This is a genomic window from Gammaproteobacteria bacterium, from assembly GCA_036381015.1.
Taxonomy (GTDB): Bacteria; Pseudomonadota; Gammaproteobacteria; order Steroidobacterales; family Rariloculaceae; genus ZC4RG20.
This window is the reverse complement of record DASVDR010000005.1, coordinates 135,111-147,826: the sequence shown is the minus strand read 5'-3', so window position 1 is coordinate 147,826 and position 12,716 is coordinate 135,111. Positions and strand designations below refer to the sequence as shown.

Genomic DNA, 12,716 nt, shown 5'->3' with positions numbered 1-12,716 from the left:
GTGATGCCGCGGAGGTCGCTGCCCGTGATGCCGCGGAGATCACTGCCGGTGATGCCTCTCGTAGACTGAGTAGTCGTATCGGCCAGGGCCGGGAACATTACAAAGGCGGCCAAAAATAGCGTTCCGACCCTAGTCGCTGCGACTAGGCAGGCCTGGACCTTAAGCACTTGCGCCCCCCATTTCTTACCGGTGAAACTCGAGCCGCAGGCCGGCCTTGAGTTTCAAGTTCAGTCGTTTCGCCGGGCCCGCCAAAGAAGTCTGTTGTTGCTTAAGCGTTTACGTCTCAAAGCGCCGGCATCTAGATCGCTGTCTCCGCTTAACTTTTTACAGAATCCTTATAGACTCTACATAATTCGCAATTTCTGGGATTTTGTTCCCATTTGTAACTTGCGTCAAGGAGGATTAACGTCCGTTGTGGTAATGGAGGGCCGCACTCCACCCCCCTCTTAGTCATGTAACTCATTGTTATTTTGGGAATTATCGGCATGTCAGGGTCCGACGCCGACGGGGTACGGCTACGCGCCTTTCTTCCTGTCCGGACTAACCGTTTGAAAATACGACCGTTCGGGCTCGGCGATCGGGACGCGCTATTCGAGCTGCATAGGAGCCCCCAGGTCACACGACATGCGGGCGGTATTAAGTCCCGAGCCGAATCGGCATTAGCGCTGAAGCGGCTAGTGGACCGAGGAACTACAACGGGATTCGGTGCGCTTGCACTCGAAGAGATCGGCAGCGGCGAGGTAATTGGTTGGTGTGGTATTCAACCAATTCGGGAATTGGAAGGGTATGAGGTAATTTACGCCTTGCGCCACGACAAATGGGGGCAGGCGCTAGCCTACGAGTCCGCGGCGGCGCTCATTTCCGTGATCTTTTCGAATCCGAGCTTCGGTATTGATCGGATTTATGGCCTCGTTTATCCGCAAAACTTGAGAAGCATACGGGTGCTAGAGAAGCTCGGGATGAGGTTCGTTCGAAACTATTTTGATAAGGGGACTCAGCGGCCAGCCTGCATATACGCCGTCGATAGCACTGACTTCACTCTGGCTCAGTCTTCTTCGAAATAGTAGATGCCCACACCGATTGCTCGCCTTTCACCGGGAGCCGACTTGTGAGGCAGCTCATGTTGGCCGATCCAGTTGTCCGCGAGCTCGACAAACCGCGTGCCCTCCATACGAACCCACTGCTTAAACTCTGCTACTGTGTCGGGCCGCAGATGGTCGCTCCATGCGAAACGCTCAAATCTACCGTGACGAATTGCAGAATCTTCCTCGCTCGTGTCCCCGGCAAGCTGCGCGTTATGAACCAGCGTTTCGGCTAGATGCTTTAGAGAAAAAGCCGCGTTCCTTACGAAATCTTCATCAAAGGCAGCAGGATAAAAGTAGCGCTCCCGAACTAACAATTTTCCGTCCTGATCTTCGATTACCGTCCCAGCTCGGGTAAGTTCTTTCCTCATTGCTCCGGCTGGGATGTCGCCGGCGTATTTTCTGACCAACATGGTAAAGCTCATGTCTCCGTCAAAGTGAAGTGGACGGGGTACACCGAGCGGCTCGCAAAATAGGGGATCAAAGTGCCAATAATGAAGTACGGTATTCGCCGGATTGACCTCCATGTCCGGAGTCCATCTTTCAACTGGACCTTCCGCTCTAATTCTGCTTACTTCCTTTCTCGACAGCCCTGTCATCGCCGCAACCCGTGACACGTTGGTCGGTCGGCCGCGCAGGCCGTACCCTTCGCTTGCCGCTTGAACAAAGGCTGCCTTTGACACCGCAATAAACTCGGAGCATCCGACCCCGCATCGCAGCATGAGCTTCGCTAGGGGAAGCAAGATGCCCTCCAAAGAGTTCAGAACGGCTTGCTGAAACGGCGATCGCATGCTCACACGCTGTTGATCCAATCTAGGAGCTCCTGCTCTACAACAATTGGAACGCCCAACTCTTCCGCCCGCTTCGCTTTGGATCCCGGGTTCTCTCCGACGACCACGTAATCTGTTGCTTTGGAGACGCTGGAAGCGACCTTTGCGCCGAGCTCGGTCAAACGGTCTTTCGCCTCCTCACGAGTCATGCTGGAGAGAGTCCCGGTCAGCACGACGGTCTTCCCCGCCAGAGGGCTTTTCGTGGACGTCGGCCGCTGCGGGGCCGGCCAGTGAATTCCCTTATCGATAAGCTTTTTGATGACCGTGCGGTTGTGCGGCTCTTGGAAGAAAGCGCGAACGTGAGCGGCGACGACCGGTCCGACGTCCGGAACGTTCTGGAGCTCCTCCTCGGTGGCCTCCATCACTGCGTCTATCGAACCGAAGGAGGCGGCCAGCGCGCTCGCCGTCGCCTCGCCCACCTCGCGGATTCCCAGGGCGTAAAGGAAACGGGCGAGAGTGGTGCTCTTGCTCTTCTCTAGCGCCTGCTTGAGCTTTTGGGCGGATTTCTCCCCCATGCGCTCGAGCTGCATCAGCTCCTCTGGCTCGAGATCGTAAAGGTCGGCGGGGGTCTGAATCGTGCCGCGATCCACGAGCTGCTCGATCAGCTTAGTGCCGAGGCCATCGATGTCCATGGCGCGCCGGGATGCGAAGTGCTTGATGGCCTCCCTTCTTTGCGCGGGGCAATGTAGGCCGCCGACACATCGGGCGATGGTTTCCCCGTCCGCACGCACCACGTCGGATCCGCAGACCGGGCAGTGAGCCGGCAACTCCACGACTCGTGTCCCGGACGGCCGCCGCTCCGGCACGACCGCGACTATTTCCGGAATGACGTCGCCGGCGCGGCGCACGATGACAGTGTCTCCTTCCCGCACGTCCTTGCGATGCAGCTCGTCGATGTTGTGCAAAGTGGCGTTGCTGACCGTGACACCGCCCACGAAAACCGGCTCGAGGCGGGCAACCGGGGTTAACGCACCCGTACGCCCCACTTGAAACTCGATTCGCCTCACCGTTGTGAGCTCTTCTTGAGCCGGAAACTTGTGAGCAATTGCCCAACGGGGGGCTCGGGAAACGAAGCCAAGCAGCTCCTGCCACTCTAGCTTGTCGACCTTATAGACCACCCCGTCTATCTCGTAAGGTAATTCGGCCCTCTTTTGGGCGATAGTTGCGTAATAGGCCAAACACGCGTGAATTCCCTCTAGCAATTGCCATTCCGGGCACGTCCTCAGCCCGAAGCCCTGGAGCATCTCGAGGATCTCGTGCTGCGTCGGCGGCAGCTCGAGGCCCTGCACCTCCCCTAGTCCATAGAAAAAGACATCCAGCCGCCGCGAAGCCGTAACTCGAGCGTCGAGCTGGCGGAGCGACCCGGCAGCGGCATTTCTCGGATTCGCGAACACTTTCTCGCCGCGCTCTGCCGCACGTCGGTTGAGCTCTTCGAACGCCTGCTTGGCCATGAAGACCTCGCCTCGGACCTCGAGGACGGCCGGAAGGTTACGTCCCCGTAGCCGCAACGGCACACCGCGGATCGTGCGTACGTTGTGCGTGACGTCCTCGCCGACCGTTCCGTCGCCGCGAGTCGCACCGAGGGCGAGCACGCCATCCTCGTAGCGAAGGCTCACTGCCGTCCCGTCGAGCTTGGGCTCGCCGACGAATTGAATTGTGGACGCGTCGACTCCGGCTGCACGCAAGCGGTCGGATACGCGCTTGCCGAAAGCCAAGAGCTCGCTTTCGGCGAAGGCGTTCTCGAGCGACAGCATCGGCTTGTTATGCCGGACTTGACCGAATTGCCCGACCGGCTTGGCGCCGACCCGCTGTGTCGGCGAGTCCGGCGTGACCAACGAGGGATACTCGGCCTCGATGGCTTGAAGGCGCCGCATCAGACGGTCGTATTCGGCGTCCGGTATGGAGGGAGCGTCGAGGACGAAGTAACGGTAGTTGTGCTCCTCGATCTCCCGACGAAGCTGCTCGAGCTCGGCGATCAGCTTCTGGTCAGGCGCCGCCACGATTTCACCCTCAGGGTTGCGCGAGCTGAAGGCGATAGCGAATGAGCTCTTCGCGGACGTACCGCTCTCTTTGGATGCTCCAAGAGCTTCCGGCGTCGTCGAACAGCTCGGCGTCGAACTGCAACGCGAGCGCGCGCGCCGTGCTCACCATCGCGTCGAAGCGATCCACCGGATCACCGGAGCCCGGCAGCACCATGAAAAAGCTCATCCCCGCCAGCGACTGCCCCGCGATATGGTCGAGATCGAAGGAGCCCGGCTCGGTCAGGTTCGCCACGCTGAATTTCGCCTCGCTCGGGCAGGACTCGTCCTGGTAATGAAATATGCCGTAACGGCCGTGCTCGAGGCCCGCCTCGCGCAGGGCCAGCACGGCTTCCTCGCCGTCCAGCTCGTGGCTGCGCGGAACGAAACGAAGCGCTACGACCTTCTCCGGAGGCCCGGAGCGCCTCGGGGGCTTCGGGGGAGCAGCCTCGTGCTCGGGACGCTCGGGCTCCGCGCTTTCGGGGACAGCCTCCGCATCGGGCACATCCTCACCATCGAGCTGCCCGAGCGGCGCCAGCAGCACTTCCTCCGGCGACAGCTCCGGTGAGATGCGCGGCTCGGCCCGCTTCGCCTTCGGGCGGCCCGCGGAGGCGTTACGCTTGAAGAGGCCTTTGCCCCAAAGATAGACGCCGACGACGAGTGAGACGCCCAGAGCCAGCAGTACCCAGCGCAACTCGGTCATCGCCTTGTCGTTTACATTGCAGCAAGTCGTACCGCTTCATCGAGATCCACAGCCACGAGGCGCGAAACACCGGGCTCGTTCATCGTCACGCCGCTGAGCTGGTGCATGGCTTCCATCGTCGTCTTGTTGTGCGTGATCAGAACGAATTGCACCTGGTCCGACATTTCCTTGACGATCTCGCTGAAGCGTCCCACGTTCGCATCGTCGAGCGGCGCGTCGACCTCGTCGAGCAAGCAGAACGGAGCGGGATTGAGCTCGAAAATGGAAAACACCAACGCCACTGCCGTGAGCGCCTTCTCGCCGCCCGAAAGAAGGTGAATCGTGCTGTTCCTCTTGCCCGGCGGCCGAGCCATGACCGTGACGCCGGAGTCGAGGAGATCTTCCCCGTCGAGCTCGAGGTACGCGTGCCCTCCGCCGAAGAGCCGCGGAAACAGCCGGCCCAACCCTTGATTGGCGTTGTCGAAAGTCTCCTTGAAGCGCGACCGCGTCTCGCGGTCGATCTTGCGAATGGCATTCTCCAGAGTCTCGAGCGCTTCCGTGAGATCCGCGAACTGCGCGTCGAGGTACTTCTTCCGCTCCGACTGCTCCTGAAACTCGTCGATGGCCGCGAGGTTGATCGCGCCGAGGCGCTGAATCTTGCGCTCGAGCGACTCGAGCGACTCATGCCACTCCTCCGTGGACGCGCTCTCGGGCAGCTCCGCGAGGATCGCGTCGAGCTCGAAACCCGTCTCCTCGAACTGCTCTGCCACGGTCTCCAGCCGGACTTGCGCTTCACGTGCGGCGAGCCGGACGTTGTCCGCCGCGTCGCGCGCGTCGGCGACCGCGCGGTGAGCCGCATTGCGCCGATCCTCGACCTCGCGTAGCCGCGTGTCCAGAGCCTCGACCCCGGTCCGCGCCTCGGCGAGGCGCGTCTCCACGGCTCCGCGCTCGTCCAGAAGCCTCCCGAGCGTGCCCTCTTCCTCCGACAGCGGCTCCACCGCTGCCTCGAGCTGGCTACGGAGCTCGTCGCGACGCTTGAGCAGATGCTGTTGCTGCGACTGCACGCGGGCGAGCGCGGCGCTCGCCGACTCCTTGGAGTTGCGCCGCGACTCGACCTTGATGGCCAATTCCTGTGCCCGCTGTCGGTCGTGCTCCGCCCGCTCCCGGGCTTCCGCGAGCACCGCCTGGTGTCGGTCGCGCTCTTGCTCGAGCCCGGCGCGCTGCTCGGCGAGCGCTTCGAGCGCACGGGCGGCCTCCTCACGGCGTGCGCGGCAACCCTCGAGCTTGGCATCGAGCGTGTCGCGCTCCGCCTCGAGCTCGGCGATGGTGCGGTCGAGAGCCTCGGCGCGGCCGCGCGCCTGCTCGAGCTCGGCGCGCGCCGACTCGAGCTGCGTCTTGATCTCGGTGTGGCGCTGCTGGCGCTCCGTGGACTCGACTTGCGCTTGCTTGCGCGCCTCTTCGAGCTGCTCGAGGCGGCTGCGCGTTTCGGCGAGGGCGCGTGCCACGTCGTCGGCCCGCGCCGCAGTGGTCCCGGTCTGCATTTTCAGCCGCGCGATCTCTTCGCCTCGCGCGATGACGCCGAGCTCCGGATCGTCGCTGCGATTGATCCGCAAGTAATGCCTGCCGAGCCATATGCCTTCGGGCGTGACGACGCTTTCGCCGTCCGCCAGCTCCCTCCTGATGGCGAAGGCCGCTTCGAGCGACGGCGCGACGCGGACGCCCGCGAGCAACGAGCGCGCGGCAGGCGGCGCCTTGACCAGATCCGCGAGCCACCGCGGCTCCCCGGCGGCGGGCGGCGGTAACGGCTGCGCCTCCTCGAGGAGGACGATGCCGCCTTCGGACAGGTTCGCCAGCCGATCGGCGACGACGTCGAGCGCTTGCACGCTGACCGCCTGAAGGTAGCCGCCGAGCACTGTCTCCACGGCCCGCTCCCAGCCGGGCTCGACGACGAGCCGCTCGGCCAGGTATCTCCGATCGGCGATCGGCACGTTCTCGAGCCAGCCGTCCGCCTCCTTGGGCGTTCCACCGAGCGCCGCTTCCTGAAGCGCCTCGAGCGATGCCAGCCGGCCGCGATCGTTTTGAAGCTGCGCGCGCAGCTCGTCGAGGTGCGCGGAAATCTCTTTGTCCTGCTGACGCAGCTGCTGGATCTGTTGCCACACGGCGTCGAGCACTCGCGACGATTCCGCGCAGGCCGATTGCTGCGTCTCCTCCTCGGCGATGAGCCGCTCGAGCCGCTCCTCGATCTGCTCAAAGCTCAAGGCGGAACGCTCGCCGTTTTGCCTCTCGAGCTCCTTGATCAGACGGTCGCGCTGCGACGTGAGCTGCTCGAGCCGAGCCTCTTCGACTTGTGCGGCGCTTTCGACGTTCGACGTCTCGCGCGCCGCGCGCTCCCACTGCTCGCGCCACGCCTCCATCGCACCCTCGGCCCGGCGAAGCGCTTCCTCCGACGCGGCACGGTTCGCCTTCGCTTCCTCGAGGCCCGGATTCAGCTCCTCGAGGGCGAGCTCGAGCTGCTCGAGCTCGAGCTGGTCGTTCGCCACGTGCGAGCGAATCTCTTCGAGCTGCTGCTCGGTGGAATCGAGATCCTCCCGTTGCCGGCGCATCAGGTCCTTGCGGTGCCGAATGGACTGCTCGAGGCGGGCGATTTCGGCGCCGACGCGATAGTAGTCGCCCTGCACGGCGTTCAGCGCCTCGCCGCGCTCGGCGAGCTCGTGCCGCAGTTGCTCGGAGGCGGATTCGGCATCGCGCTCGGCCGCGAGCGCCGCGTCGAGCGCTTCGCGCCGCTCCGCGAGGACACGGTCCTGCTCCGCGACCTCCTCCCGCAGCGTCTTCAGACGCAGCGCGAGGAGCTCCGCGGTCACGCGGCGCTGCTCGCTCTTCAGCTCCTTGTACCGCTCCGCGGCCCTCGCCTGCCGCTGTAGATGGCTCAGCTGCTTCTCGATCTCGTCCCGCAGGTCGGCGAGACGCTCGAGATTCTCGCGGGTGTGGCGTATGCGGTGCTCGGTTTCGCGCCGCCGCTCCTTATACTTGGAAATCCCCGCCGCTTCCTCGAGGAACGCGCGCAGCTCCTCGGGCTTCGCTTCGACGAGCCTCGAGATCATGCCCTGCTCGATGATCGAGTACCCGTTCGACCCGAGACCCGTGCCGAGCAGAATGTGGGTGATGTCCTTTCTTCGGCAGCGTCCCCCGTTCAAGTAGTACTGCGACGTGCCGTCGCGCGAGACGACGCGGCGGACCGCCACTTCCGCGTAGTCGGCGTATGCGCCGGTGATCGTGCGATCGGAGTTGTCGAACACGAGCTCGACGCTCGCCTGCCCCACCGGCTTACGCGTGCTCGAGCCGTTGAAGATCACGTCTGCCATGGAGTCGCCGCGCAGCGTCTTCGCCGACGTCTCACCGAGCACCCAGCGAATCGCGTCGATGACGTTCGACTTGCCGCAGCCGTTCGGACCGACGATGCCCATGAGGTTGCTGGGAAACTTGATCGTCGTGGGATCGACGAACGTCTTGAAGCCCGCGAGCTTGATCTTACTCAGGCGCATAAACCCGTATGAACGGGAGTCGGATACGACTCCGCTGGTGAGTGCAATTCAGGCCGCAATAGCCCCCTTGGGCCGGGTAGTGTAAAGTAAAAGAACGCGCAAAACGACGTGTCTTCGCGCCGCTCCGTGCGCGGCGCAAGCACCGGACTACTTGGCGAATTCCGGCATGCAGACGCCGTCTCAGGCGATTCTCGAAACCTTCCCGAACCCGCAGGCGGATCGTGACTACACGATCCGGATCCGCGTTCCGGAGTTCACCTGTCTGTGCCCGAAGACCGGGCAGCCGGACTTCGCCACGCTTCACCTGGAGTACGTGCCGGACGCCGAATGCGTGGAGCTGAAGTCCCTGAAGCTGTACGTTTGGTCGTACAGGAACCAAGGCGCCTTCCACGAGGCCGTCACGAACCGGATAGCGGACGACCTTGTCGAGCGCCTCGCCCCCCGTTTTCTGCGCCTCACGGCGGAATTCAATGTCCGCGGCGGCATCTACACGACGGTCGTCGTCGAGCACCGGCGGCCGGGCTGGGAGGGGGCCGTTCCTCCCCCTCCGAGGGTGCGAAACGGAGACTTCCTCTAGGGGCGCGCATATGTATAATCGCCCGTTTCGTGTAGTTGCTCTTGGAGGCGAGTTATATGCCGGGTAACAAGGCAGCCGCCAAGAAAAAGAAGAAGACTGGCAGCAAGTCGGCGCGGAAACCCGCGGCGGGGCGCGGCACGGCCAGCCGCCGGAAGGTGTCGCAGCGGTCGGCAAAGAGCCCCCAAAAAGCCACGAAGTCATCCGGCAAGAAAGGGACTTCGAAGAAGACTTCCGGAAAGAAGGTCGCGGCCGGCAAAAAGAAGGCCAAGACCGGGAAGTCTACGTCGAAGAAGACGAGGCCTGTTTCGAAAAAGAAAGTAGTGGCAAAACCAGCGAGTTCGAAGAAGAGAACCTCTTCAAAAGCCGCAACGTCGCGACCCGCGAGCGCCGGTACGGGAGGCGCTGCGCGCAACAACAAGCCGCACGATCGGGTCCAGACGGCGCCCAGCGTGTTGTTCGGCCCGGTTCGAGGCTTCAAGCCGTACGAGCCGAAGCGTGGCGAGCCCTACATGAGCGAGGCACAGCTCGAGCACTTCCGTAACATTCTGCTCGCGTGGAAGCGTGAGCTGATGGAGGAAGTGGATCGAACGGTGCTGCACATGAAGGACGACGCCGCGAACTTCCCGGACCCGAACGATCGCGCCACGCAGGAATCGGAGTTCGGCCTGGAGCTGCGCACCCGCGACCGCGAGCGAAAGCTGCTGAAGAAAATCGACGCTGCGCTGCAGCGGATCGAGGACGGCACGTACGGCTACTGCGAGGAGACGGGCGACGAGATCGGTCTGCGCCGTCTCGAGGCCCGCCCGGTCGCCACCCTGTGCGTCGAGGCCCAGGAGCGGCGCGAGCTGGCCGAGCGGCAGTTCCGTGACCGCGAGGACTATTACCGGTAGCAGGACGACGTTCGGGGCGCCGCTCGGCGGCGCCCCGACCGCGCGCGGCATGCTGCGCTGAGCGATGTCCTACGTCGGCCGGTTTGCGCCGTCACCCACCGGCCCTCTGCACTTCGGATCGCTGCTCACCGCGGTGGCGAGCTTCCTGCATGCCCGTCAAGCGGGCGGCGCCTGGCTCGTGCGCATCGAGGATATCGACCCGCCGCGCGAAGTGCCCGGTGCGGCCGCCGGAATCCTGCGGACGCTCGAGGCCATGGAGCTTCACTGGGACGGCCCCGTGCTCTATCAAAGCACGCGGCTCGAGGCCTACGCGGACGCCCTGTGGCAACTGGTCGATCGAGGGGCCGCCTTTCACTGCAGCTGCACGCGGCGGGACCTGCGCACGCCGGCCGTGGTCGGCGGCGCCCCTTCGGGCTACCCGGGGACGTGCCGCAATCGCCGTCATCACGGCCGGCCGACCGCCGTGCGCATGCGCGTCGACGGGGGATGGGAGCCGTTCACGGATGCGCTTCAGGGGCGCGTCGAACCGCTCGCTCCCACAGGCTACGGCGACTATCTAATCTGGCGGCGCGACGGCCTCCCCGCCTACCACCTCGCCGTCGTCGTCGATGACGGATACCAGGGGGTCACCTCGGTCGTCAGGGGGCGCGACCTGCTCGAGTGCGTGCCGGCGCAGCGGCACCTTCAGCGCGCGCTCGGCCTGCCGACGCCGGCCTACTTCCATCTGCCGGTCGTCGTCACCGCCGAGGGGCAGAAGCTCTCGAAGCAGACGGGCGCCCGGGCGATCGACGCCTCCGAGGGAGGCCGCCTCGCCGCCGACGTGCTCGCCCGGCTCGGCGCGCCCGTGCCGCGCGATCTCGTCGGCGCCGCGCCGCGCGTGCTGTGGGAGTGGGCGGCCGGCGAGTGGCGGATCGACGCGCTCGCGGGGATCAAGGAGGTGCCGGACCGCGCCTGACGAGCGGCGCAGCCGGGGGCTCAGCCGACGTCGCGCATGCTGAGGCGGATGCGCCCCTGCCGGTCCACTTCGAGCACTTTCACCTTGACGATATCGCCTTCGTGGAGCTTGTCGCTGACTCGCTCCACTCTCTCGTTCGAGATCTGCGAGATGTGCACGAGCCCGTCCTTGCCCGGAAGGATCGCGACGAACGCGCCGAAATCCATCAGCCGGACGACCTTGCCCTCGTACACTCGGCCGACTTCGACCTCCGCCGTGATCAGCTCGATGCGCTCGCGGGCCGCTCGGCCCGAAGCGGCATCCACCGAGGCGATCTTGACGGTGCCGTCGTTCTCGATGTCGATCGTAGCGCCCGTCTCTTCCGTGATCGCGCGGATCACGGCGCCGCCCTTGCCGATCACGTCGCGAATCTTCTCCGGATCGATCTTGATCGTGATGATGCTCGGCGCCCAGTCCGACATTTGCTCGCGCGGCTTTGCGAGCACCTTGTTCATCTCCTCGAGAATGTGCAGCCGGCCCTCGCGCGCCTGCTCGAGCGCCTTGCCCATGATCTCCTTCGTGATGCCCTCGATCTTGATATCCATCTGCAGGGCGGTGACGCCCTCGGCGGTGCCGGCGACTTTGAAGTCCATGTCGCCGAGATGGTCCTCGTCGCCGAGGATGTCGGTGAGAACGGTGTAGTCGTCGCCCTCCTTGATGAGCCCCATCGCAACGCCCGCGACGGCCGCCTTGATCGGCACGCCGGCATCCATCAGCGACAGGCTCGTTCCGCAGACGGTGGCCATCGAGCTCGAGCCGTTCGACTCGGTGATCTCGGACACCACACGGATGACATACGGGAACGTGTCCATCTTCGGCATCACCGCTTCGACGCCCCTGCGCGCGAGCCGGCCATGACCGATCTCGCGCCGCTTCGGGGAGCCGATGAAGCCGGTCTCCCCGACGCTGTACGGAGGGAAGTTGTAATGGAGCATGAAGGGCTCGCGTCGCTCGCCCTCGAGCGCATCGATGATCTGCGCGTCGCGGCCGGTGCCGAGAGTGGTGACGACGAGCGCCTGGGTCTCGCCGCGCGTGAAGAGAGCCGAGCCGTGAGTCCGAGGCAGCACGCCGACCTCTACGCGAATCGGCCGGACCGTGCGGGCGTCGCGGCCGTCGATGCGCGGCTCACCGCGCAGAATCCGGCCCCGAACGATGCGCTTCTCGAGACGTTGAAACTGCGCTTCGACCTGCGCCGCCGTCCAAGTGGAGGACTCGGGATCGGCGAGGGCCGCGATGCACTCCTGCCGCAGCGCCGCGATTCGATCCCGCCGCGCTTGCTTCTCCGCCACGCCGTACGCTTCCGCAAGCCGATCGGCGACCGCCTCTTCCACCGACCTCGCGAGCGCTTCGTCCGTGACGGGCTTCGACCACTCGATGGGCGGCCGGGCGGCCTCTTCGGCGAGGGACTTGATCGCGCGAATCGCGACTTGCATCTGCTCGTGGCCGAAGACGACGGCGCCGAGCATGACCTCCTCGGACAGCACTTTCGCCGCCGATTCGACCATCAGCACGGCCTTTTCGGTGCCGGCGACGACGAGGTCGAGCTGCGATTCCGCGAGCTCGCCGAAGGTCGGATTCAGCAGATACTGCCCGTCGCGGTAGCCGACGCGCGCGGCGCCGATCGGCCCGAGGAACGGCAACCCGGAAAGCGCGAGCGCGGCGGAAGCGCCGAGCATCGCGGGGATGTCGGGATCCACCTCCGGGTTCATCGACAGCACGGTCGCGATGACCTGCACCTCGCGCTGGAACCCCTCGGGGAAGAGCGGCCGAATCGGCCGGTCGATCAGACGCGACGTCAGCGTCTCCTTCTCGCTCGGACGCCCTTCGCGCTTGAAGAAGCCGCCGGGAATGCGCCCGGCGGCATACGTCTTCTCCTGGTAGTTCACGGTCAGCGGAAAGAAGTCGCGACCCTCGACGTCCTTCTTCTCCCCCACGGCCGTCACGAGCACGACGGTATCGGACATGCTGACCATCACGGCGCCGTCGGCTTGGCGCGCGACGGCGCCTGTTTCCAGTGTGACGTCGTGGGCGCCGTACTTGAATGTTCTGGTGACTTTCACGATTTCCATCCTTGCAGATTAGGGGGGCGCGACCTGCGAAG

At 64.5% G+C, this 12,716-nt stretch carries 9 protein-coding genes; 3 read left to right on the top strand and 6 right to left on the bottom strand.

Features of this window, described 5'->3' with window-relative positions; all coding sequences use genetic code 11:
• Positions 1-1,045: 1,045 nt before the first annotated feature.
• The 4 genes from VF329_01460 to smc are packed head-to-tail and all read right to left on the bottom strand — an operon-like array spanning position 1,046 to position 8,154.
• A complete protein-coding gene (locus VF329_01460; protein HEX7079665.1) occupies positions 1,046-1,873 on the bottom strand; it encodes a DUF6502 family protein in 828 nt (275 codons plus the stop codon).
• 2 nt (positions 1,874-1,875) lie between these two features.
• Positions 1,876-3,912: an NAD-dependent DNA ligase LigA gene (gene ligA, locus VF329_01455; GenBank protein HEX7079664.1), complete on the bottom strand. Its 2,037-nt coding sequence runs from the start codon at positions 3,910-3,912 to the stop codon at positions 1,876-1,878.
• Between the two features lie 10 nt (positions 3,913-3,922).
• A complete protein-coding gene (locus VF329_01450) occupies positions 3,923-4,633 on the bottom strand; it encodes a cell division protein ZipA C-terminal FtsZ-binding domain-containing protein (GenBank protein ID HEX7079663.1) in 711 nt (236 codons plus the stop codon).
• Positions 4,634-4,644: 11 nt separating this feature from the next.
• Complete coding sequence (gene smc / locus VF329_01445; GenBank protein ID HEX7079662.1) at positions 4,645-8,154, bottom strand: chromosome segregation protein SMC; 3,510 nt, start codon at positions 8,152-8,154, stop codon at positions 4,645-4,647.
• 166 nt (positions 8,155-8,320) lie between these two features.
• On the opposite strand from smc, the gene queF reads away from it, so the two are divergent.
• The gene (queF, locus tag VF329_01440; GenBank protein HEX7079661.1) at positions 8,321-8,731 is read left to right on the top strand and encodes a preQ(1) synthase; all 411 of its coding nucleotides are present in this window, start codon (positions 8,321-8,323) and stop codon (positions 8,729-8,731) included.
• A 52-nt stretch (positions 8,732-8,783) separates the two neighbouring features.
• Here the strand turns inward: queF and VF329_01435 are convergent, their stop codons facing one another.
• Entirely contained in the window at positions 8,784-9,209 is a 426-nt protein-coding gene (locus tag VF329_01435; GenBank protein HEX7079660.1) for a hypothetical protein, read from the bottom strand.
• A gap of 31 nt (positions 9,210-9,240) precedes the next feature.
• On the opposite strand from VF329_01435, the gene dksA reads away from it, so the two are divergent.
• A complete protein-coding gene (gene dksA / locus VF329_01430; GenBank protein HEX7079659.1) occupies positions 9,241-9,621 on the top strand; it encodes an RNA polymerase-binding protein DksA in 381 nt (126 codons plus the stop codon).
• Between the two features lie 64 nt (positions 9,622-9,685).
• Positions 9,686-10,576, top strand: a complete 891-nt coding sequence (gene gluQRS, locus VF329_01425; GenBank protein HEX7079658.1) for a tRNA glutamyl-Q(34) synthetase GluQRS — start codon at positions 9,686-9,688, stop codon at positions 10,574-10,576.
• Positions 10,577-10,596: 20 nt separating this feature from the next.
• On the opposite strand, the gene pnp is transcribed toward gluQRS, so the two are convergent.
• Positions 10,597-12,678 carry a polyribonucleotide nucleotidyltransferase gene (gene pnp, locus VF329_01420; protein HEX7079657.1) on the bottom strand — a complete coding sequence of 694 codons (2,082 nt, stop codon included), beginning with the start codon at positions 12,676-12,678 and terminating at the stop codon, positions 10,597-10,599.
• Positions 12,679-12,716 lie beyond the last annotated feature (38 nt).